Source organism: Streptomyces sp. CC228A (assembly GCF_021390935.1).
Lineage (GTDB): Bacteria > Actinomycetota > Actinomycetes > Streptomycetales > Streptomycetaceae > Streptomyces.
In genome coordinates, this window is the sequence record NZ_JAJPUI010000013.1 from 67,714 (window position 1) to 89,896 (window position 22,183).

Here is a 22,183-nt window from a genome sequence, read left to right on the forward strand (position 1 = left end):
TCAGGGCAAGGGAGGAGCCGGCTTCCCTTCCTGGGCGCGGACCCTGCTCACCAGCGGTCCTGCTCCCCGGGGGGTCCTGCACCTCGGGGCCCTGCCCGCCGCGTCGGGTCCCGCCGGGACTGGACACGCCTACTTGGTGGCGCCCTGGGCGAACCCGTTGTAGATCCAGCGCTGGAGCAGCAGGAAGATCACCAGTGTCGGCAGGATGACGAGGACCGCACCGGCCGAGATGGCCTCCCAGTGCGCTCCGAAGGGCCCCTTGAAGCGGAAGAGCGCGGTCGAGATCGTGCCGAGGTCCTCGGAGTGCATGTAGAGGAACGGGATGTAGAAGTCGTTGTAGGTGGTGATCCCCTTGATGATGACGACGGTCGCGATCGCCGGTTTGAGCAGCGGAAAGATGATCTTCCGGTAGATCGTGAAGGCGTTGGCCCCGTCGAGGCGTGCCGCCTCGTCCAGCGACACCGGGATGCCCCGGATGAACTGGAGGAAGATGTACACGGAGACGATGTCCGTGCCCATGTAGAGCAGGATCGGCGCCCACCGGGTGTCGACCAGCCCGAAGCTGTTGATGACCTGGAAGGTCGCGACCTGGGTGGTGACGCCGGGCACCAGCGTGGCGACGAGGAACAGCGCCATGACGGCCTTCTTGGCCCGGAAGTCGAAGCGGTCCACCGCGTAAGCGGTCATCGACCCGATGAGCACGGTGCCGCCGATGGAGAAGAAGAGGATGAACGCGGTGTTCCCGAAGGCCATGAGCATGTTGCCGTCGCGGAACGCGGTCACGTAGTTGTCGAGGTGCAGCCAGTCCCCGGGCAGCGAGAGCGCGCCGCCGTCGGCCACCTCCTGGGAGGTCTTGAGCGACGTCAGGAACACGACGGCGAGCGGCAGGAGGACCACCGCGGCGGCCGCGAGCAGCGACAGGTAGGTCAGCGCGGTGCCCACGGGCAGGCGGCGGCGCGGGGCGGGACGGCCGCCGCGTGCCGCGTGGGGAACGCCGGCCGCCCGGGAGGAGTGGGGCGGAGCCGGGGTGGCGGTGAGGTCGGAGGTCATACGAGGTCCACCTTGTCGTCGGGCACGAGGCGGCGCTGGATCCAGGTGATCAGCAGGATGATCAGCAGCAGCACCACGGCCGCGGCCGAGGCCAGGCCGGTCTTGTTGAACTGGAAGGCGAGCTTCACCGTCTGGATGACGAAGGTCGAGGTGCCGGTCGCGCCGCCGGTCATGATGTACGGGATCTCGAAGACGGACAGGGAGCCGGAGATCGCCAGGATGACGCTGAGGCTGAGGACGGGCTTGATGCTCGGCGCGATGATGTGGCGGAACTGCTGCCACTTGCTCGCGCCGTCCAGTTGCGCGGCCTCGTACAGCTCTCCGGGGATGGACTGGATGGCCCCGAGGAAGAGCACGAAGTTCAGTCCGGTGAAGCGCCACACCGAGACGCCGGCCAGCGACATGTTGGCGGAGGCGGGGTCGCCCAGCCAGGCGTGGTCGGTGGTCACGCCGAGCCAGGACAGGACGGAGTCGAGGGTGCCGCCGTCCTGGAAGAAGTAGAGGAAGACGAACCCGATGGCGACACCGTTGATCAGGTAGGGGAAGAACAGGATCCCCTTGAAGAGGTTGCGGAAGCGCAGGTCGAAGCTGAGGACGGTGGCGAAGTAGAGCGCGACGGCGATCTGCACCACGGACGCGGCGAGGTAGTAGCCGCTGACGAGGAACACCCGGAAGAGCTCGGGTCGGGTGAAGATCTGCACGTAGTTGTCGACGCCCACCGCGTTCCGGTCCGGGCTCACCCCGTCCCAGTCGGTGAAGCTGTACGAGACCATGCTCGCCACGGGAACGTACGTGAAGGTGATCAGCAGCGCCAGGGGTCCCGCCAGGAAGAGCCACGGGGTGATCCTCCGCAGCGGCGATCGCCTCCAGGACGGGGGCGCGGCCCCGGCGGGCGCGCGGAGCCGGCCCGCCGGGCGGCTGCCGCCGTGTTCCGGGGCGGGCGGTCCCTTCATGGCGGCGCTTCCGGGTGTGGGATCGGTGTTCGCGTTCATGTCGGCCTTTCGTGTCCGCGGCTGCGGAGAGGTCGTCGAGGCTGCCGGACGTCGTCACGGCAGCGGAAGGTCATGGCGACCGCCGGACGGACGTCGTCACGGCAGCGCAAGTCATGGCGACCGCCGGAAGCCATCGCGGCTGTGCACGCCGTCGCGGCTGCGGCGGTCGTCGCGGTCGCCGGACTGCGCCGGGCTCCGGGACGGCGCCACCACGGCGGGCACCGTCCCGGCACCGGGACCGCGCCACGACCGCGGGTCTCGTGGCGGCTGCCGGAACCGTCCCGGCTGCGTGACGCCGTCGCGACTGCGGGACGTGATCGCCGCTGCGAAACGTGATCGCGGCCGGTCGGCGCTGTCGAGCTTGCCGGCGCCGTCTCGGCCGCCCGACCCCGTCACGGGGCAGGCAGCCGACCGCAGCACCGCCGCCTGATGCCGTCACGGATCACCGGGCGCCGACACGGCCGGCTGGCCACGCCGCCCCGGGCGGGTAGCCGGGCGCCGGCACGACCACCCGATCCCGTCCCGGGCAGACCCCTGACGCCATCGCGGCCACCCGCCCCTGTCCCGGGCAGACCCTCGACGGCATCGCGGCCACCCGCCCCCGTCCCCGGGCGGACCCTCGACGGCATCGCGGCCACCCGATCCCGTCCCGGGCGAACCCCGACCGCGGCACGGCCGCCCCATCCCGTCCCGGGGCAGGCAGCCAATCCCAGCACGGCCGTCCGACCCCGTCCCGGTTCGTCGCACGCCCTCACGGCCGGCTGAGCGGGATCCGGGTCACCGGGACGCCAGGCGGCGGTCTTGCTCCCTCCGCCGGCTGCCGGAGATCGCCGTCGCGGTTGCGGGTCGGGGGCCCCGGCCGGTGTCGTACGGTCCGGGCCCGCTCCGCCGGTCGTCAGGAGCCGGCGCTCCTCGCCGCCTCGTCCCACCTCTTGTTCAGGTCGGCGAAGAAGTCCTCCAGGCTGCCCTTCTGCACACCCCGGGCCGTGTCGACGAGCTTCTGCCGGTAGTCGGGCTTGTTCAGGCCGATCTCCGCCGCCTCGTCGATGTCGTTGACCACGCCGGTCCCGGCCTCGGAGCGCTCCACCAGCTTGACATCGTTGTCAACGAAGTGCTTGAGCGCGTCCGGCAGAGGGGCCGTCTTGACCGCCGAGACGGCGCCCTCCGAGGCCGCGTAGCCGGACTTCTCCGTGAACCAGTCGATCCAGGCGCGGGCCGCCGGCTTGTTGCCGGAGTGGATGTTCACCGCCTGCTGGTAGTCGGACACCACGGTGGCGCAGAACGCGCCGTCCTTCTGCGCGGGGAACGGCATGAAACCGATGTCCGAGGCGGATCCGCCCGCGTCCTTCGCCGCCTGCTGCATCTGCGTGATCGACCACGAGCCGAGCATCATGGCACCGATCTCGCCCTTGGCGAGCATGCCCTTGGACGCCTCCCAGTTGGTGGTGGCCGGGTCCTTCTCCGCCAGGCCCTGCTTCACCACGTCGTGGAGGAGCGTGTCGATGGTGCGCAGCTCGCCCCCGTCGGCCCAGGGGGAGACGGGTCCGGCCAGGCCGTTGCTCGCCTGCGTGTCGCAGGACACCGAGCCGACGTTCGCGGTCCACTGGACCAGCGGCCAGCCGTCCTTGAAGTTCGTGTAGTACGGAATGGCGCCCGTCGCGTCCTTCACGGCCTTGAGGTCGGAGAGGAACTCCTGCGGAGTCGTGGCCCAGTCGGCGATCCCGGCCCGCTTCCACAGCGCCTTGTTGTAGACAAACCCGTTGACGGTCCCGAACTGGGCGATCCCGTAGACCTTGCCGCCGACCTCGGTCTTGTCGCTGAAACGGTACTTCGACAGCTCGGCGGACGTCCCGAGGGGCGCGAAGAACTTGGGGTAGTCGTTCTTGGCGACCGCGCCGGGGATCAGGAGCACGTCCCCGTACTCCTTCGTGTTCATCCGGATCTTCACCTCCCCCTCGTAGTCGGTGATGCCCTCGAACGCCACCTTGACCTCGGGGTAGACCTTGTTGAACGCGGCGGCGTACCGCTTCATGGCGCCGCTCTGGACGAGGTCCGTGCGCTGGGTCAGCACCTTGATCTCGCCCGAGACCTTCCGGGGGTCCGAGGGCGCCGCCGCCACCTCGCCGGTGACCCCTCCCCCTCCCCCGCTGCAGGCCGCCGCGGACATCATCGCTGCGGCCACTACTGCGCCCGTGAGCGCCGTCGACTTCTTCCCCATGGCCCAACTCCTTCAGGGTTACGGCTCAGGTCTTCGGTGGGATGTCGGCACTATGTCAGTCGACGATGAACCGGTAAAGTCAAGGTTTCCAGCGCGATGCGCAATCGTTACCCATCACCCGTCGGCCCCCTAGATGAAACAACGACAGGCGACGGAAGAGTCACTTTCCGTCACATAAACATTACTTGACCGGTTCATGGACAGTCCCGTCACTGCACGGCTAGTTTGTCGATCCGCACACGCACCCGCCCACTGCCAGGCGATAGGAGCCGCACACATGAAGGACGTCACCCGGCTGCACGACGGCTGGAGTCTCCGGCACGAGGACGCAATGCTGCCCGCCCGCGTCCCCGGCTGCGTCCACACCGACCTGCTCGCCGCCGGCGCCCTACCGGACCCGTTCCTCGGGCTCAACGAGACCGGGACCGCCTGGGTGGGCCGGAAGGCATGGACCTACGTCACGGACCTGGGCCACGCCGGCGGCCACGAGCGCGCCGACCTGGTCTTCGAGGGCCTGGACACCGCCGCCGAGGTCGTCCTGGCCGGGGAGAGGCTCGGCGCCACGCGCAACATGCACCGCGTCCACCGGTTCGACGTCACCGGCCGCACGGGCCGACTGGAGGTCCGCTTCGCGTCGGCGTACGAGGAGGCCGACCGCGTCCGCGCCCTGACCGGCGAGCGCCCGAACGTCTACCCGGAGCCCTTCCAGTACATCCGCAAGATGGCCTGCAGTTTCGGATGGGACTGGGGCCCCACCGTCGTGACCGCCGGCATGTGGCGGCCCGTGCGGCTGGAGCAGTGGTCGACCGCCCGGCTCGCCGAGGTCCGGCCGCTCGTCACCGTGGACGGCGCCGCGGGCCGGGTCGAGCTGCGGATCCGCACCGAGCGCACCGCGAGCGGCGCCGGGCGGCCGCTGACCGTGCGCGCCGCCGTCGCCGGGGCCGCCGCCGAGGCGGTGTTCGCGACGGACGAGGCCGTGCTGGTGCTGGACGTCGAGGAGCCGGAGCTGTGGTGGCCCCGCGGCCACGGCGGCCAGCCGCTCTACTCCCTCGACGTGGAACTCCTGGACGAGGGCGGGTCGGCGCTGGACACCTGGACGCGCCGCGTCGGCTTCCGCACGGTCGCGCTCGACCGCTCCGCCGACGAGCACGGGACCGCCTTCGCCTTCGTCGTCAACGGCGTGCGGATCTTCGCCCGGGGGGTCAACTGGATCCCGGACGACGTGCTGCCCTCCCGCGTCACGCCCGAGCGCTACCGGACCCGCCTGGCCCAGGCCGCCGAGGCCAACGTCGACCTGGTCCGGGTGTGGGGCGGCGGCATCTACGAGGACGATGCCTTCTACGACGCGTGCGACGAGCTCGGACTCATGGTCTGGCAGGACTTCCTCTTCGCGTGCGCCGCCTACCCCGAGGAGCAGCCGCTGCGCGGCGAGATCGAGGCCGAGGCCCGTGACAACGTTGTCCGCTTGATGCCGCACCCCAGCCTGGTGCTGTGGAACGGCAACAACGAGAACCTCTGGGGCTTCCGCGACTGGGACTGGGAGGGCCCCCTCGCCGGCGACTCCTGGGGAGAGGGCTACTACCTGGGCCTCCTGCCGCGGGTCGTCGCCGAGCTGGACCCGACGCGGCCGTACACGGCGGGCAGCCCCTGGTCCGGTTCCTGGGAGCACCACCCCAACGACCCGCGCCACGGCACCCACCACTCCTGGGAGGTGTGGAACCGGCGCGACTACGCCGACTACCGCGCGAGCGTGCCGCGTTTCTGCGCCGAGTTCGGCTGGCAGGCCCCGCCGGCCCTGGCGACCCTGCGCCGCGCACTGCCCGGGGAGGAGCTCGCCCCGGACTCGCCCGGCATGCTGCACCACCAGAAGGCCGAGGACGGCAACGGCAAGCTGAACCGGGGCATCGCGCGGCACTTCGCCCTGCCCGAGGGCGACTTCGACCGGTGGCACTACCTCGCGCAGGTCGTCCAGGCGCGCGCCGTCGCCGCGGGCATCGAGCACTGGCGGGCGAACTGGCCGGTGTGCGCCGGCACGGTGGTGTGGCAGCTCAACGACTGCTGGCCGGTGAGCTCGTGGGCGGCGATCGACGGCGACGGCCGGTTCAAGCCGCTCTACCACGAGCTGCGCCGGGTGTACGCGGACCGCGTGCTGTCCCTCGTACCCGCGGACGGCGGCCCGGTGCTCGCCCTCGACAACCAGTCAGGCACCCCGTGGCGCACCACGGTGGTCCTCCGCCGCCTGGACGCCGACGGCACGGTACTGCGCGAGGCGGGCCTCACACTGGAGGCCGACGCGCGCACGGTCGTGCGGCTGGTGGTACCGGCCGTACTGCTCCCGGAGCAGGGCTCGTGCAAGGAGTTCCTCGTCGCCGACGCCGACGGGCTGCGCGCTGTCCACTTCCCCGTCCCGGACAAGGACTTCGCCTACCCGCCGGCGGACTTCGACGTGCGGACCGAGGCCGGCGGCGAGGACGCGGTGGAGGTGGTCGTCACGGCCCGCAGCCTCCTGCGGGACCTGCTGCTCCAGGCCGACCGGCTGGCGCCGGGCGCAGTGGCCGACCGCGGGCTGACCACCCTGCTGCCCGGCGAGGAGGCCCGGATCACCGTGACGGGCTGGTCCGGTGCCGACCCCGCCGCCGTCCGCGGCGCGCTGTTCAGCGCGGGAGCGGCGTGAAGGCTCCCGCGCCGCGCGTCACCATCAACGACGTCGCCGCCCGCGCCGGGGTGTCCAAGGGCGCCGTCTCCATGGCGTTCAACGACCGTCCCGGCGTGTCGCGGGCGACCCGGGAGCGCATCTTCGACGCCGCCCGCGAGCTCGGGTGGACGCCGCACCAGACGGCGCGGAGCCTTTCCCGGCGGCGCGTCGGCATCGTGGGCCTGGCGATCTGCCGCCCGGCCCGGCTGCTGGGGCTCGAACCGTTCTACATGGAGTTCATCTCGGGCATCGAGGACGTCCTCACCGGGCGTGCCTGCTCGCTGCTGCTCCGGCTGGTGCGCGACCTCGACGAGGAGACCGCCCTGTACGAGGAGTGGTGGCGCAGCCGGACGATCGGCGGGGCCATCCTGGTGGACTTCCAGCGGGAGGATCCCCGGATTCCGTCCCTGCGCGCGCTGGGCCTGCCCGCCGTGGCCGTCGGCCACCCGTCGCTGACGGGCGGCTTCCCCTCGGTGTGGACGGACGACGCGTCGGCGACGGCGGAGGCGGTGCGCTACCTGGCGGCGCTGGGGCACCGCCGGGTCGCCCGCGTGGGCGGGCCGGCGGGTCTGGGGCACAGCGCGATCCGGGCGGCGGCGTTCGAGGCGGCCATGGCGGAACTGGGCCTGGACGGCCGGCGCCAGGTGTCGACGGGGTTCTCCGGGGAGGACGGGGCGCGGGCGACCCGGGGTCTGCTGCTGGCACCGGACCGTCCGACGGCGCTCGTGTACGACAACGACATCATGGCCGTCGCAGGGGCGGCCGTGGCGTCGGAGATGGGCCTCGTGGTGCCGGACGACGTGTCCCTGCTGGCCTGGGACGACTCGCAGCTGTGCCGGCTCACCCATCCTCCGCTGTCCGCCATGAGCCATGACGTGCACCGCTTCGGCAAGGCGGTCGCACGCGCCCTGTTCGGGGTGATCGAGGGCACGTACGACGGGGCCCAGCGGGTGTCCACGCCGTGCCTCACGCCTCGGGGGTCCACGGGTCCGCCGCGGCGCGGAGCGCGGGTGTGACGAGAGGCCGTACCTTCCGCTCGGGGGTACGGCCTTCTGCTGCGCAGTGCGGGGCGGTCGGCCCTCCGGCCGGGCGGACGGGTCTTTTCCGCCCGCCCGGGCCTACGGGCCGGTACGCCGACGGGCCGACCCGCCTTCGGCGCCACGGGCGCCCCGCCGCGGGCGGTCCGGTGGCGGGCGGGCGGCCGCGCCCGCCCCGGGCTGGGCGGACGCGGCCGGAGAGGTGTCGCGGCCGGCGCGGTGTCGCTCAAGGCGCGGTGGCGTACCTGGCGCGGGGCGCGGCATCGCGGCTGGTGCGAGTGGTGCGGGTGGTGCGGAGTGGGGTCCGGGAGGTGCCGGGGCGGTGCGGCCCGCGGGCCGCCGTGACGCCCCCGCCAGCAGCAGGGGCAGGGGCGCCGCGGGGTTCATTCCTTGGCGCAGGGGGCGCCGTTGAGCGTGAAGGCGTCGGGGACGCCGTTGCCTCCGGTGGAGGAGGCGCTGAGCCCGAAGCTCACCGTGCCGCCCGCCGGGATGGTCTCGGTCCACGACTCGTGGGTGGCGCGGATCCGGTTCCCCTCCTGGACGAGCTCGGCGTTCCAGGCGGAGGTGAGGGTCTGACCTCCGGGGAACGCGAAGTCGAGCCGCCAGCCGGTCACGGGCGCGGTGCCGGTGTTGCGGATGGTGACGTGGGCGTTGAAGCCGCTGCCCCAGTCCTCCAGGCGGTAATGGACGGCGCAGTGGCCGGCGGACTGCCCTTCGGAGGTGGTCACGGCCACGGTGGCGGAGCGGGCGGAGCGGTTGCCCGCGGCGTCCCGGGCGTAGACGGCGAAGGTGTACGCCGTGGCGGGGGTGAGCCCGGTGAGCGTGGCGGCCGTGCCCGCGGTGGCGGTGACGGGCGTCTCGGTCGCGCCGTCGACCCGTACGACGTCGTAGCCGGTCACCCCCGTGTCGTCGGTGGCCGCGGGCCAGGTCAGCCGGGCGCCGGTGGCGGTGACGTCCGAGGCGGTGGGTGCGCCGGGGGCGGTGGGTGCCTGGGTGTCGCCGCCGGTGCCGCCGTAGACGCTGGCCTCGCGGGAGGTCTCGCGGATGCCGTCGGCGCCGTGGAAGAGGCGCTGCCCCCAGGCGGTGAGGCGGCTCGCGTCGAAGCCGGTGGCGAGGTCGAGGTACTCGACACCGCCGCCGTTGCCGCTCCACGACCAGCCGAGGTAGCCGACGCCCAACTGCCGGGCGGTGGCCAGGATGGCGTCCTCGTCGGGGTTGCCGTCCGAGTGGTCGTGACCGAACTCCCCTACGACGAGGGGAAGTTTTCGACTGGTGAAGCTGTTCAGGTAGGACTGGACCTCGGCTGCCGTGTCGTAGACGCCGTACATGTGGATGGAGAAGACGGTGTTGCGCTCGGGATCGGCGGCGAACACCTCCGGAGCGTTGTCCCGCATGGTGTGCGACCAGTCCTGGCCCCAGTTCGGGGCGTCGACCATGAGGGTGTGGTCGAAGCCGGCGGCGCGCAGACGCCCGATGGCGTCCTTGGTGTCCTGCGTCCAGGCGCTGTAGCCGGTGTTGCCGTGGGGTTCGTTGCCGAGGTTGATGACGACGTACTTCTCCTGGCCCTTGACCGCGTTCGCGACCTCCAGCCAGTAGTCGACGGCGTCGGCGAGGGAGACGGCGCCGCTCTGCTCGCCGTATCCGGTGGTGTCGTGCGCTTCGAGGACGCAGACCAGCCTGTTCGCCTTGCACTGGTCGACGACGGCGGCGACGTCGGCTGCGCCGTTCTTGGTCCAGCGGTCGCCGGTGCTGAGCACGATCCGCGCGGAGTTGGCGCCGAGCTGCTTGAGGTCGGCGAGGGCCCGGGGTGTCGTGGCCGGGTACCAGGTGTGGGCGTGGTTGACGCCGCGGAGGACGAAGTCCTGTCCGTTGGCGTCGAGGAGCCGGCCGTCGGCCACACGGAAGCCCGTGGCGGTCGCGTCGGCCGCCTGTGCGGTCGCCGGTGCGGTGAGCGTCGCGGCGGCGAGGGCGAGCAGCGCTCCGGTCGCGGTGGCCAGTTTCCTGTTCATGTGGTGCTCCCAACTCGGTCGCGCGCAGGCCGCGGTCCGGGACCGGGCGTGCGGGCTTGCCTGACATGGAGGGTGCGGTGCTGCCGGGTCCGCGCGGACGGTCGCCGCGGCTGCGTACGGGCGGTCGCTGCTGCCGTGTGCGGGCGGAGCCGGTGGAGTCCCGCCGCCCGGTGCGTGTCTGCGGCTCTCACCGGGCGGCGGGAAGGGTGCGCCGGACCGAGGTGGGGAATCCCCGCGGCCCTGGGGTGGCGGTTTCGGGAACCGCTCGGCGTCGAGACGAGGCTAGAGGGCCTCCGGAGCGAAAAACAAGGGTCGGAACATAACCGGTTAAGTTCAGTGGTCGGTGGCGTTCTCCGCACCGGCGGACGGCGTCCGCTGCACAGCCGCCGGCGCGGGCGGCAGGCCGACCGTCGCCCGGAAGACGGTTCCCTCCCCGGTGATCCGCACGTCCTCGGCGGCGGGGGCGTACACCGATCCGCCGGGCCGGAGGGCCACCGCGCTGCCCGGCCCCTCGGCCCGTATCCCGCCCTCCGTGCACAGCAGGATCTGCGGGGCGCCGCCGGCGAGGAGCAGCGGCGGCTCCCCGGCACGCAGCCGGAGGCGCGACAGCCGGAAGTCGTCCACGGGCGCCGGGTAGACCTGCTCGCCCGCAGCGCCCTCCCGGGGCACGAGGATGCGGGGCGGCGTCGCTTCGAAGGCCACCACGGCCGCCAGCTCCGCCGCGTCGACGTGCTTGGAGGTCAGGCCGCAGCGCAGCACGTTGTCGGAGCTCGCCATGATCTCCACGCCGAGACCCGACAGGTACGCGTGCGGCACCCCGGCCCCCAGATACAGGGCCTCCCCCGGTCGCAGCACGACGTGGCGCAGCATCAGCGCGGGCAGCAGACCGGCGTCCCCCGGGTGCGCCCGCGCGATCTCCGCGTAGGCGCGGACGTCCTCGCCGTACGGGCCGGAACGGCCGGCGGCGGCCGCGACCGCGTCGGCCACCGCGGAGAGGAGGCCGGCCGGCGGGTCGAGGAACGCCGTGAAGACCTCCGCGAGGGCCGCCTCCTCGGGGCCGGCGCGCAGGATGTCGGCGTGGGCGCGCAGCGCCGGCACGGCCAGGGCGTCCAGCAGGTCGGCACCGTCGCGCGGCGGGCGGAAGCCGCACAGCCCGCGGAAGCGGGTGAGCGCGACGATCATCTCGGGCTTGTGGTGGGGGTCGCGGTACGTGCGGTGCGGTGCGTCGACGGGGACGCCGAGCGCGTTCTCACGCCGGTAGCCGGCCTCCGCCTGGGCGGGGTCCGGGTGGACCTGGACCGACAGGGGCGCGTCGGCGGCCAGCAGCTTGAGCAGGAACGGCAGCCGGGAACCGAACCGGCGCAGCACGGGGGCGCCGAGCTGCCGGACGGGGTCGCGGGCGATGACGCGGTCCAGCGGCTCCGGCCCGTGCGGGCGCACCACGAGCGACGGAGCCGCGGGGTGGGCGCCCATCCACAGCTCGGCCTGCGGGGCCCCGGTCGGAGCCGTCCCCATGAGCTGCGGGAGGGCGGTCAGGGAGCCCCATGCGTAGGGCTGGACGGTGTTGCGGAGAAGGTCCACGGGCACTTCCTCGGGATGATCGCTTGCGGGCGGGGCGGGACGCTTGCGGTAAGTGGTCGCGTGCAGGGGGGCGATGGCGTACGGGCGGGGTGGCGGTGGCATGCGGGCGGGTGGCGGTGGCGTGCGGGCGGGTGGCGGTCGCAAGCGGGCGAAGTGGCGGTCGCCTGCGGGCGGAGTCGCGTACGATCCGGGGCCGCACGCGGACGGAATCGAGGGCGGGCGGGGGCGCTTGCGGCGGAGTCGCTCGCGGGCGGGTCGCTTACGGCTGGTTCGCGGTCACTTGCGACCGCGGCCGCGTACGACAGCCCGGCGCGGGGTCGCGGCCGCTTGCCCGTGGTCGCGTACGGGCGTGGTCGCGTACGGCGGGTCGGCCGCCGCGGCAGGGTGTGCCGCGTACGGCGGTCAGGTGCCGGGGGTCGGCAGGGGGTCGGGCGCCCCCGGTCCCGCAGGGCCGGCGGCCGGTCCCGCCTGGCCGGCACCATGCGCGCCGGAACCTCCCGCACCGGTACGGGGAAGGCCGGACCCGGCCGGGCCGGTGCCGGACCGGACGGCGACCGCTCCCGACCCGGCCGCCGCGGCGCCGATCAGCCCGGCGTCGAGGTCCAGGGCGGCGCGCACGACCGGCACGCCGCGGGTGAAGTCCAGGACCGCGTAGTCGGCCAGGTGGCGGCGGAGCGGGCCGAAGAGCGTCTCCCCGCCTGGGCGACACCGCCGCCGACGACGACGAGGTCCAGCTCGACGAGAGCCGCCGTCGCCGCGACGGCGGCCGCCAGGGCGCGTCCCGCGCGGTCGAAGGCGGCGCGCGCATCGGGATCGCCGCCGCGGGCCGCGACGGCCACCGCCGCGGCCGTCGGGGCGACCCCGGGTGGCGGCGTCCACCCCGCCTCCAGGGCATGGGCGGCGATGGCCGTGCCGCTGGCGAACCGCTCCACGCAGCCGCGGGCGCCGCACGGGCAGAACGGGCCGTTCTGCTCCACGCTGATGTGCCCGATGTGCCCGGCATTCCCCGACGGCCCGGCATGCACCGCCCCTCCCAGCACGAGACCGCCGCCGACGCCGGTGGAGACGACCATGCACAGCGCGTTGTCCACGCCCCGTGCCGCCCCCTTCCAGTGCTCGGCCGCGGTCATGGCGACGGCGTCCCCCACCAGCACGGGCCGCAGCCCCACGGGGGTCCGCGGGTGCGCGGCGACCCGCTCGGCGAGGGGGAAGCCGCGCCAGGCGGGGATGTTCACCGGGCTGACCGTGCCCGCCACCGTGTCGACGGGGCCCGCACTGCCGATGCCGAGGCTCGCGAGGTGCGCCCACCGCGGGTGGCGGGACAGCTCGTCCAGGACCGAGGAGACGGCGGCCATCAGCTCCTCTGCGGAGCCCTGAGCCGGGGTCGGGCGCCGGGCCCTGGCCACCAGTGCGCCGTCGGCGCCGACGAGTGCCCCGGCGATCTTCGTGCCCCCGATGTCGAGCGCTCCGTACACCATGTGCGTCCAGCCTTTCCTCAGCGACGTTCCGCGAAGTCGGGGGCCACTCTGCCCGGCTGATGACAACGTTGTCCACTTAACCGCTCAAGTTCAGTCATGGTTCAGTAAAGGACCCGCCGCTTCGGCCTTCCTGACCGCCGGAGCGGTTCCGTTGCGCGGCGCACCGCATCGGCGGTCCGGACGGTCGGCCAGAGGGGCATGGTGTTCTGCGGGCTCGACTGCGGACCCCGCCGGCGCGAGCACCGGGCCGTTCGTCGCTCACCAGGCCCGGCGGCTCGGCGGGCAGTGGGTCCCCCTGCCAAGCCCTGCGACACAGCGGGCAGTAGGTCCTCCTGCCGGGCCCGCCAACACAGCGGTTCAGTAGGCCCCCTGCCAAGCCCGGTGGCACGGTGGGCAGTACGTCGCCACCAGGCCGGGGCGAACCGGGTTCGAGCCCCGGGCGGCCACGGCCGTCACCTCCCGGGCGCGGGCGGCGGTGCGTCACCGCCGTCGCCATCGGCCGCGGCATTCCCGTCGGCAGACAGGCGTCCGTCGCGCGTAGGGGCCCCGGCGCCGGCGGGCGGGCGAACCGGCAGGGTCGCCGCGTGGTCCGGTACGTACCTCTGGAGGTCGCGCGGCGGGCGTGCGTAACCGGTCGACGGCGGGCGCTGCGGGAGTTCCAGAACCGGCGGCACCACCTCCCGGTAGGGCACCGACGCCAGCAGGTGGGCGATCATGTTCAACCGGGCCCGGCGCTTGTCGTCGCTCTCCACGACGAACCAGGGGGCCTCCGCGATGTCGGTGTGGACCAGCATGGCGTCCTTGGCGCGGGAGTACGCCTCCCAACGGGTGATCGACTCCAGGTCCATCGGCGACAGCTTCCAGCGGCGCAGCGGGTCCTCCAAACGGCGCCGGAACCGCTCCTGCTGCTCGCCGTCGCTGACGGAGAACCAGTACTTGCGCAGCAGGATCCCGTCCTCCACGAGCATCCTCTCGAAGATCGGGCACTGCCGGAGGAAAAGCCGGTGCTCCTCCTGGGTGCAGAAGCCCATCACGTGCTCGACACCGGCGCGGTTGTACCAGGACCGGTCGAAGAGCACGATCTCACCGGCGGCCGGCAGGTGCTCCGCATAGCGCTGGAAGTACCACTGGGTGCGTTCGCGTTCGGTGGGCTTCGGGAGCGCCGCGATCCGGGCGACCCGGGGGTTGAGGTATTCGGTGACGCGCTTGATGGTGCTGCCTTTGCCCGCCGCGTCGCGGCCCTCGAAGACGACGACCAGGCGTGCGCCCTCGGCCCGCACCCACTCCTGGAGCTTCACCAGCTCCGTCTGGAGGCGCAGCAGTTCCGCCTCGTACACCGCCCGCGGCACCTTCGCGGTGCTCCCGGGCCCTGCGCCCTTCCCCGGCTTCGCAGCCCGATTCCGCGACTGCCCCGTCTTTTCTGGCTTCGCGGCCCGCTCCCCCGACTGCCCCGTCTTTCCTGGCGTCGCGGCCCGCTCCCCCGACTGCCCCGTCTCGCTCTTCTGTCCCGCCTCCCCCGTCTTTCGCGTCGCTCCCCTCCGGTTCCGCTCCGTGCCCGCCGTCTCCTCCTGAAGTGCGGGCCGCGCGTCCTGCGCCTTGGCCTTCGCCTTCGCCTTCTTGCCACCTGCCATGTCGCCTCCGTTCCGACGGCTCGCGGTCGCCGCCCCGTGGTGCGCCGGCCGGCGGGACGTCGGGCGGGACCGCGCGTCTCCCCCGGCCACGGTATGCCGCCTGCGCGCTCACGGCAGGGCGGCCGGGCGTCCTCCGGTCGCCCCGGGAGGCCGGCGGAGGCGGCTCCGGCTCCGGCTCCGGCTCCGGCTCCGGCTCCGGCTCCGGGGGCGTACGGCGCCCCGCACCCGGTCAGGGTTCCGGTTCGGCGTTGCGGAGCAGGAGGACGGCGATGTCGTCGGTGTGCCGGCCCTGCGGCCAGGTGCGGTCGAGGAGCGCGTCGATGAGGCCGTCGAGGTCCTCCCCGCCGGTCAGGAGGCCGGCGAGGCCGGCGATGGTGAGGTCGAGATCCGCACCGGGCACCTCCACCAGGCCGTCGGTGTAGAGGGCGAGCGTGGTCCCGGGGGTGAACGGCAGGGTGGTGACGGGGTACGGAGCGTCGAGGTCGATGCCGAGCAGGGGAGCCGGGTCGAGTGGCGGGGCACCGGGCGGGTGGCCCGGGCGGTGCAGGAGCGGTGGGGGGTGGCCGGCGCTGGCCAGGGTGATCTGCCGCCGGGCGAGGTCGAGGTGCGCGTAGAGGCAGGAGACGAGGAGGTCGGTCCCCAGGTCGGCGAGGACGCGGTTGGTCCGGGTGAGGACGTCGCCCGGTGAGGCGCCCGCCGTGGCGTGGATGGCGGTGCGGACCTGGCCCATGAGGGCCGCGGCCGCGACGTTGTGCCCCTGGACGTCGCCGATGACGGCGGCGGCCGTGGTCGCGTCGAGGCGGATCAGGTCGTAGAAGTCGCCGCCGATGTCCATGCCGTGGCTGGAGGGGAGGTAGCGGGCGGCGACCCGGAGCCCGGGCAGGGCGGGCAGGCTGCGCGGCAGGAGGGCCTGCTGCAGTCCGTGGGCGAGTTCGTGCTTGGCGTCGTAGAGGCGGGCGCGGTCGAGGGACTGGGCGATCACCCCGGCGAGTGAGGTCAGGACGGCGCGTTCGTCGGCGCTGAAGGCGTGCGGGTGGTCGTACGACAGGACGCAGCAGCCCACAGGACGGCCGGAGATGACCAGCGGCAGGAACGCCCATGCCTTCTTGTCGCTGATGCGCGGGGCGCTCGGGTAGCGGCGCGCCATCTCCTCGGGGCTGGCGAAGAAGGAGGGCGTCCCGTCGACCAGTACCTGTCCCGCGGGGGTCACGTCGGTGTCCAGCGGCAGCCCGTCGAGCCGGTCGATGATGTCCTGGTCGTAGCCGCGGTGGCCGGTGATCCGCAGGCGGCCGGCGTCGGCGGCGGACAGCACCAGGCCGTCGGCGCCGAACGCGGGCAGGACCATGTCGCCGATGAGGTCGACGACGTCCCGGACGGCGACGGTCTCCGTCAGGGCGGCCGCGAGGTGCATCAGCTGGTACAGCCGGCCTGCCTGGGCCCGTTCGGCGGGGAGGGCCGCCGCGACGCCCGGGGCGGCGGCCGTCGGCGGTGCGCCGCCGTCGCCGCCGTCCGGGGCCGGAGCCCGCGTGATGCGTACGCTGATACCGCTGGCGTCGGGATAGAGGTGGAAGCGCAGCCAGGACTCCGGGGGGCGCAGGGCGGTGAAGGCGACCGGGTCGCGGCTGATGACGGCGGTGCGGTAGTGGTCCTCGACGACGGGGTCGTCCAGCCAGGGCAGGGACTGCCACGGCCGGGTGCCCCGCAGGTGGTCGCCGTCCCGGCCCAGCAGCTTCGCGGCCGTCGCGGTCAGGTACGTGATCCTTCCCTCCAGGTCGAGGGCGACCGCGCCCTCCGGCAGGCGTTCGAGGTAGTCGGCGGCGGCCTGCGCGTTCTGGGCGCCGCGGGGGCGGAACCCGCCGAGCGGTACGAGGCGGGGCTGATCGGGCACCGTCGGCGGGCGTGGGCTCTCGTCCAGGACGTGGGCGATCCGGCGGGCCGTCGCGGCGATGTGGCCCCGTTCCCGTCTGCCGGCTTCCGCGGGGTGGCTGGCCGGCCACATGAGGAGCAGGGCGCCCCGGCCTTGGGCGCGGCCGGACAGGGGCGCGGCGGCGAGGGCGAAGCGGTAGGGCAGGCCGGCGGCGACGCGCGGGTAGGTACGGGCCAGGTCGTCGTGCGACGCGACCCACACGAAACGGTCTTCGCGTACGGCCTCGGCGACCGGGACGGGGGCGGTCAGCGGCAGCCGTGTCCACGGCAGCGCCATCTCCGTCGGCACACCGCAGACCACCACGAGGCCGAGCACCTGCGTGGACTCGTCCAGCAGATAGACGCCCCCGGCGGAGGCCCCGGTGCGGCGCACGGTGTCCACCAGCACGTCGTCGAGGAACCCGGCCTGCCCCAGGTCCGCACCGCCGCCGCCGGCCATCACCACACCCTTCCCGTCCCCGTGGGCGGCAGTGCCGCCCCGGCGCCTACGGGCACCGCCACGCGGACGCCGCGCCACGCGTCCTGGTCTCCGCGGCGGCTCGGTGCGACCCGCGGCCGTACGCGACAGGCGGCCGGGCACCCTTCCCCGCGGCGCGCGGCGTCCGCGGCCACACCGCCACCCGTCTGCCGCGTGCGGCTCCTCACGGCCGCCTGCGCAGGGCCGTGACGGCAGCCGACGGCAGCAGAGCCGCCTCTTTCCAGGGTGCGCCTCTCGGCGGCCGCACGCACGTGCGCGTCCGCGCCCAGGGCGCGGTGGACACCGGCGCCGAGCGGTGCGGCAGGGTGTCACGCGGTGCGGCAGGGCAAGGGCGCCCGCAGTGCGGCACGGCACCCGCGCACCGCAGTGCCGCACGGCACGGGCCCACCGCAGTGCAGGACAACTCCGGGCCCGGTGGTGCGGCACGGCGTCGGCGCCCGGGGTCCGAAATGACCCAGCAGCCGGGACTGCGGCACGGCACTGGCCCACCGCGGTGCAGGACAACTCCGGGCCCGGTGGTGCGGCACGGCGTCGGCGCCCGGGGTGCGGCATGCACCAGCAGCCGGGACTGCGGCACGGCACCAGCGCCGTGCGGTACGGCACACAGCCCGCGGCCAGGAGTGCGGCCCGGCACCAGGGCCGGAAGGCGCGGTGCAGCCCAGCCCCCGCCCCCGGACGCTGGACGGTCCCCGAGCCCACGGGACGGGCGCGGGACCCGGCTCGGTTCCCGCCGCGGGCTCCCGCTAGAAGACTGCTGAAAATGTTGGGTTCTGGCCTCGCCGCGTCAGCGGCGGGGCCAGACTCGTCTTGTGGTGCAAGGGGAGTGGGTTGGGGAGACGATCGGGCCGGATGTGTGGGAGACCTGCCGGGAGTTGATCCCGGCTGGGAGTGTCTTCGCGTTCCTGGCCGAGCATCGTGGGCAGCTGTTTCCCGCGGTGATGTTCGAGGACATGTATCCGTCGGCGAACGGCCGTCCGTCGATGCCTCCGCAGGTCCTGGCCGCGGCGATCACGCTGCAGGCCCTGCATGGGATGTCGGACTTCGAGACGGTCCAGGAATTACGCTGTGACCTGCGGTGGAAGGCCGCGTGCGGGCTCGGCTTGCACGATATGGCGTTCGATCCTTCGCTGCTGGCCTACTTCCGCCGTCGTCTGGCCCGCTCGGCTTGCCCGAACCGGGTCTTCGAGGCGGTGCGCGAGGTCGTGAAGGCCACCGGCGTGCTGAAGGGAAAGCACCGGCGGGCACTGGACTCCACCGTCCTCGATGACGCGGTGGCCACCCAGGACACCGTCACCCAGCTGATCTCCGCCGTGCGGGCGGTGATCCGTGAGGTCCCCGGCGCCGGACCTGCCGCGGCCGTGCAGTGCACCGCCCACGACTACAGCGACCCTGGCAAACCGAGGATCGCCTGGAACGACCGGCAGGCCAGGGCGGACCTGGTGGACGCCCTCGTCGGTGACGCACTGCGGCTGCTGGGCCACCTGCCCGAACAGGAACTCGGCGAGAAGGCCGCGAACGCGGCCGGCCTGCTGGCCCTGGTCGCAGGCCAGGACGTCGAACCGGCCCAGGAGTCCGACGGCCGTGACGGACGCTGGCGCATCACCCGGGGGACCGCACCCGACCGCGTGGTTTCCACGGTTGATCCCGAGGCCCGGCACATCCACAAGAACCGGACCCGCCACCAGGAGGGCTTCCGTGCGCATGCCGCGTTCGAGCCCGAGGCGGGACTGTTCACCGAGGTCGCTCTCACCGCCGGCAGCGGAGCCGGCAACCACGAGGCCGCCGTCGCCCAAGACCTCCTCGCCGACGAGGACCAGGACCTGACCGTCCTCGGTGACACCGCCTACGGAACCGGCGAACTCCGCGAAGCCCTCGAAGCCGACGGCCACACCCTCGTGATCAAGCCCCCGCCCCTGCGGCAGGCCATCCCCGGCGGCTTCACGACCGACGACTTCCACGTCGACACCCAGGCCGGCCACGTCACCTGCCCGGCCGGCCACACCAAAGCCCTCGGCCGCCCCCTCTCGGGCGGCAACCGCCAGGCCCAGTTCAAAAAACTCTGCCTCGATTGCCCTTTGCGCGAACGCTGCACCAGGTCCAAGACCGGACGCGTCTTCAGCGTCCATCCCCAGTACGACCTCCTCAAAACCGCCCGGGACCAGGCCGCCACCAGCCAGGAATGGCAGGACGAGTACCGCCGCTGGCGACCACCCGTCGAACGCGCCATCGCCTGGCTCGTCGCCAAAGGCAACCGCCGCGTCCCCTACCGAGGCGTCCTCAAGAACAACACCTGGCTCCACAACCGGGCAGCCGCCCTCAACCTCCGCCGCCTCATCAACCTCGGACTCACCCACACCGGCACCACCTGGACCCTCACCCCCACCACCACATAGACCAAAGGGCCGCCCGGCCTACGGCCGGACAGCCCCCCAACAAGATCTTCATCGGCCTTCTAGATGAATGAGTCCGATGTCTTCAGTGGTCGTAGGCGATCAGTGATCGCTTGACGGGAGCGTTGGTGGCCCAGTTGTGCCAGATGCCGGCGGCGAGGGCGAGGAGTCGTTGGCCGGTGCGGGCGAAGACTCCGGCCGTGGTTCTGCCGCCGTGCTGTTCGAGGCAGAGCTGGCCCTTGAGGGTGTCGATGACGGCTTCGATCCACTGCCGGACCCGGGCGATCTTTCCGTGCCGGGCCGGTTCGTCCTCGCGGTCCGGCCGCACCAGATGAACCCCGAGCCGCTCGGAGCAGAACGCTTCGAACTCCTTCCCGGCGAAGCCCTTGTCGGCGAGGATCACCTGTCCTTGGCGGACGAGGTGGTGGTCGCGTTCGAGTAGCGCGGCCATCACCTCCCGTTCGCCGATCTTGGGGTTGGCCAGGCACCAGGTGACGGGCATGCCTTCGGCGGTGGTGACCAGGTAGAGGCGGAAGCCCCAGAAGAAGCGGGAGTGGCTGCGGCAGTAGCCGTAGTCGCAGTGTCCGGCCAGGTCGGAGCGTTTGACGGTCTCGCGGGAGGCCGCGCAGGGCAGTGGGGTGGAGTCGATCAGCCGCAGGTCGTCGTTCCAGGTCGGCACCTGCCGGGCCAGTGCCTCGATCACGCGGCTGATCAGGGGGCCTGCGGCGTTGAGGCGCTTGTTGTAGGCGGACTGCTGGGGCAGGTAGCGGAACAGGTGGCCGAGGCGGGCGTGGGCGAAGCGGATCCAGTGCCGGGCCGAGGGAGAACCGAGCAGGACCTGGGCGACCGCCAGGCACAGCAGTTCGGCGTCCGTCAGTTTCGGGGGTCGCCCGATCCGGCGACAAGGCGCCACATGGTCGTCGATGAACACGTACAGTGCCGCCAGAAGGGCGTCCAGGTTTGTCTTCACACACTGACCAACGGGCGCCCTTCGCCATGGTCGCGACCAGCACGAACATCGGACTCATTCATCTAGAAGACTGCTGAAAATGTTGGGTTCTGGCCTCGCCGCGTCAGCGGCGGGGCCAGACTCGTCTTGTGGTGCAAGGGGAGTGGGTTGGGGAGACGATCGGGCCGGATGTGTGGGAGACCTGCCGGGAGTTGATCCCGGCTGGGAGTGTCTTCGCGTTCCTGGCCGAGCATCGTGGGCAGCTGTTTCCCGCGGTGATGTTCGAGGACATGTATCCGTCGGCGAACGGCCGTCCGTCGATGCCTCCGCAGGTCCTGGCCGCGGCGATCACGCTGCAGGCCCTGCATGGGATGTCGGACTTCGAGACGGTCCAGGAATTACGCTGTGACCTGCGGTGGAAGGCCGCGTGCGGGCTCGGCTTGCACGATATGGCGTTCGATCCTTCGCTGCTGGCCTACTTCCGCCGTCGTCTGGCCCGCTCGGCTTGCCCGAACCGGGTCTTCGAGGCGGTGCGCGAGGTCGTGAAGGCCACCGGCGTGCTGAAGGGAAAGCACCGGCGGGCACTGGACTCCACCGTCCTCGATGACGCGGTGGCCACCCAGGACACCGTCACCCAGCTGATCTCCGCCGTGCGGGCGGTGATCCGTGAGGTCCCCGGCGCCGGACCTGCCGCGGCCGTGCAGTGCACCGCCCACGACTACAGCGACCCTGGCAAACCGAGGATCGCCTGGAACGACCGGCAGGCCAGGGCGGACCTGGTGGACGCCCTCGTCGGTGACGCACTGCGGCTGCTGGGCCACCTGCCCGAACAGGAACTCGGCGAGAAGGCCGCGAACGCGGCCGGCCTGCTGGCCCTGGTCGCAGGCCAGGACGTCGAACCGGCCCAGGAGTCCGACGGCCGTGACGGACGCTGGCGCATCACCCGGGGGACCGCACCCGACCGCGTGGTTTCCACGGTTGATCCCGAGGCCCGGCACATCCACAAGAACCGGACCCGCCACCAGGAGGGCTTCCGTGCGCATGCCGCGTTCGAGCCCGAGGCGGGACTGTTCACCGAGGTCGCTCTCACCGCCGGCAGCGGAGCCGGCAACCACGAGGCCGCCGTCGCCCAAGACCTCCTCGCCGACGAGGACCAGGACCTGACCGTCCTCGGTGACACCGCCTACGGAACCGGCGAACTCCGCGAAGCCCTCGAAGCCGACGGCCACACCCTCGTGATCAAGCCCCCGCCCCTGCGGCAGGCCATCCCCGGCGGCTTCACGACCGACGACTTCCACGTCGACACCCAGGCCGGCCACGTCACCTGCCCGGCCGGCCACACCAAAGCCCTCGGCCGCCCCCTCTCGGGCGGCAACCGCCAGGCCCAGTTCAAAAAAACTCTGCCTCGATTGCCCTTTGCGCGAACGCTGCACCAGGTCCAAGACCGGACGCGTCTTCAGCGTCCATCCCCAGTACGACCTCCTCAAAACCGCCCGGGACCAGGCCGCCACCAGCCAGGAATGGCAGGACGAGTACCGCCGCTGGCGACCACCCGTCGAACGCGCCATCGCCTGGCTCGTCGCCAAAGGCAACCGCCGCGTCCCCTACCGAGGCGTCCTCAAGAACAACACCTGGCTCCACAACCGGGCAGCCGCCCTCAACCTCCGCCGCCTCATCAACCTCGGACTCACCCACACCGGCACCACCTGGACCCTCACCCCCACCACCACATAGACCAAAGGGCCGCCC

At 72.8% G+C, this 22,183-nt stretch carries 10 protein-coding genes and 3 pseudogenes; 4 read left to right on the forward strand and 9 right to left on the reverse strand.

What is annotated here, in order from left to right:
• Positions 1–129: 129 nt before the first annotated feature.
• The 3 genes from L6E17_RS28205 to L6E17_RS28215 all read right to left on the reverse strand — a co-directional run bounded on the left by L6E17_RS28205 (position 130) and on the right by L6E17_RS28215 (position 4,260).
• Positions 130–1,050 carry a carbohydrate ABC transporter permease gene (locus L6E17_RS28205; RefSeq protein WP_236243483.1) on the reverse strand — a complete coding sequence of 307 codons (921 nt, stop codon included), beginning with the start codon at positions 1,048–1,050 and terminating at the stop codon, positions 130–132.
• Complete coding sequence (locus L6E17_RS28210) at positions 1,047–2,003, reverse strand: carbohydrate ABC transporter permease (RefSeq protein ID WP_236243521.1); 957 nt, start codon at positions 2,001–2,003, stop codon at positions 1,047–1,049. Before L6E17_RS28210 ends, L6E17_RS28205 begins: the two co-directional genes overlap by 4 nt.
• Before the next feature lie 934 nt (positions 2,004–2,937).
• Entirely contained in the window at positions 2,938–4,260 is a 1,323-nt protein-coding gene (locus L6E17_RS28215; protein ID WP_236243484.1) for an ABC transporter substrate-binding protein, read from the reverse strand.
• 277 nt (positions 4,261–4,537) lie between these two features.
• Between L6E17_RS28215 and L6E17_RS28220 the strand changes: the two genes are divergently transcribed.
• Together L6E17_RS28220 and L6E17_RS28225 are read left to right on the forward strand one after the other, a co-directional pair.
• Entirely contained in the window at positions 4,538–6,934 is a 2,397-nt protein-coding gene (locus L6E17_RS28220; protein WP_236243485.1) for a glycoside hydrolase family 2 protein, read from the forward strand.
• Positions 6,931–7,971, forward strand: a complete 1,041-nt coding sequence (locus L6E17_RS28225) for a LacI family DNA-binding transcriptional regulator (RefSeq protein ID WP_236243486.1) — start codon at positions 6,931–6,933, stop codon at positions 7,969–7,971. Before L6E17_RS28220 ends, L6E17_RS28225 begins: the two co-directional genes overlap by 4 nt.
• Positions 7,972–8,375: 404 nt before the next feature.
• On the opposite strand, the gene L6E17_RS28230 is transcribed toward L6E17_RS28225, so the two are convergent.
• From L6E17_RS28230 to L6E17_RS28250, 5 genes and pseudogenes are all read right to left on the reverse strand, one after another.
• The gene (locus L6E17_RS28230) at positions 8,376–10,001 is read right to left on the reverse strand and encodes a cellulase family glycosylhydrolase (RefSeq protein WP_236243487.1); all 1,626 of its coding nucleotides are present in this window, start codon (positions 9,999–10,001) and stop codon (positions 8,376–8,378) included.
• Between the two features lie 333 nt (positions 10,002–10,334).
• The gene (gene manA / locus L6E17_RS28235) at positions 10,335–11,582 is read right to left on the reverse strand and encodes a mannose-6-phosphate isomerase, class I (RefSeq protein ID WP_236243488.1); all 1,248 of its coding nucleotides are present in this window, start codon (positions 11,580–11,582) and stop codon (positions 10,335–10,337) included.
• A 531-nt stretch (positions 11,583–12,113) separates the two neighbouring features.
• Positions 12,114–13,060, reverse strand: a pseudogene (locus L6E17_RS28240) (ROK family protein); the annotation flags it as partial.
• A gap of 572 nt (positions 13,061–13,632) precedes the next feature.
• A pseudogene (gene ppk2, locus L6E17_RS28245) lies at positions 13,633–14,409 on the reverse strand (polyphosphate kinase 2); the annotation flags it as partial.
• 511 nt (positions 14,410–14,920) lie between these two features.
• Positions 14,921–17,056: a SpoIIE family protein phosphatase gene (locus L6E17_RS28250; RefSeq protein WP_236243489.1), complete on the reverse strand. Its 2,136-nt coding sequence runs from the start codon at positions 17,054–17,056 to the stop codon at positions 14,921–14,923.
• Positions 17,057–17,907: 851 nt separating this feature from the next.
• Here L6E17_RS28250 and L6E17_RS28255 point away from each other — a divergent pair.
• Positions 17,908–19,488: an IS1182 family transposase gene (locus L6E17_RS28255; RefSeq protein ID WP_236239647.1), complete on the forward strand. Its 1,581-nt coding sequence runs from the start codon at positions 17,908–17,910 to the stop codon at positions 19,486–19,488.
• Positions 19,489–19,570: 82 nt separating this feature from the next.
• Here the strand turns inward: L6E17_RS28255 and L6E17_RS28260 are convergent, their stop codons facing one another.
• Entirely contained in the window at positions 19,571–20,455 is an 885-nt protein-coding gene (locus L6E17_RS28260) for an IS982 family transposase (RefSeq protein WP_236243490.1), read from the reverse strand.
• A 131-nt stretch (positions 20,456–20,586) separates the two neighbouring features.
• Here L6E17_RS28260 and L6E17_RS28265 point away from each other — a divergent pair.
• A pseudogene (locus L6E17_RS28265) lies at positions 20,587–22,168 on the forward strand (IS1182 family transposase).
• Positions 22,169–22,183 lie beyond the last annotated feature (15 nt).

Excerpts from the sequence above, each read along its gene's own strand:
- L6E17_RS28230 (WP_236243487.1), bottom strand. The coding sequence starts at position 10,001 with ATGAACAGGAAACTGGCCACCGCGACCGGAGCGCTGCTCGCCCTCGCC.
- L6E17_RS28205 (WP_236243483.1), bottom strand. The coding sequence starts at position 1,050 with ATGACCTCCGACCTCACCGCCACCCCGGCTCCGCCCCACTCCTCCCGG.
- L6E17_RS28215 (WP_236243484.1), bottom strand. The coding sequence starts at position 4,260 with ATGGGGAAGAAGTCGACGGCGCTCACGGGCGCAGTAGTGGCCGCAGCG.
- L6E17_RS28250 (WP_236243489.1), bottom strand. The coding sequence starts at position 17,056 with ATGGCCGGCGGCGGCGGTGCGGACCTGGGGCAGGCCGGGTTCCTCGAC.
- L6E17_RS28220 (WP_236243485.1), top strand. The coding sequence starts at position 4,538 with ATGAAGGACGTCACCCGGCTGCACGACGGCTGGAGTCTCCGGCACGAG.
- L6E17_RS28210 (WP_236243521.1), bottom strand. The coding sequence starts at position 2,003 with ATGAAGGGACCGCCCGCCCCGGAACACGGCGGCAGCCGCCCGGCGGGC.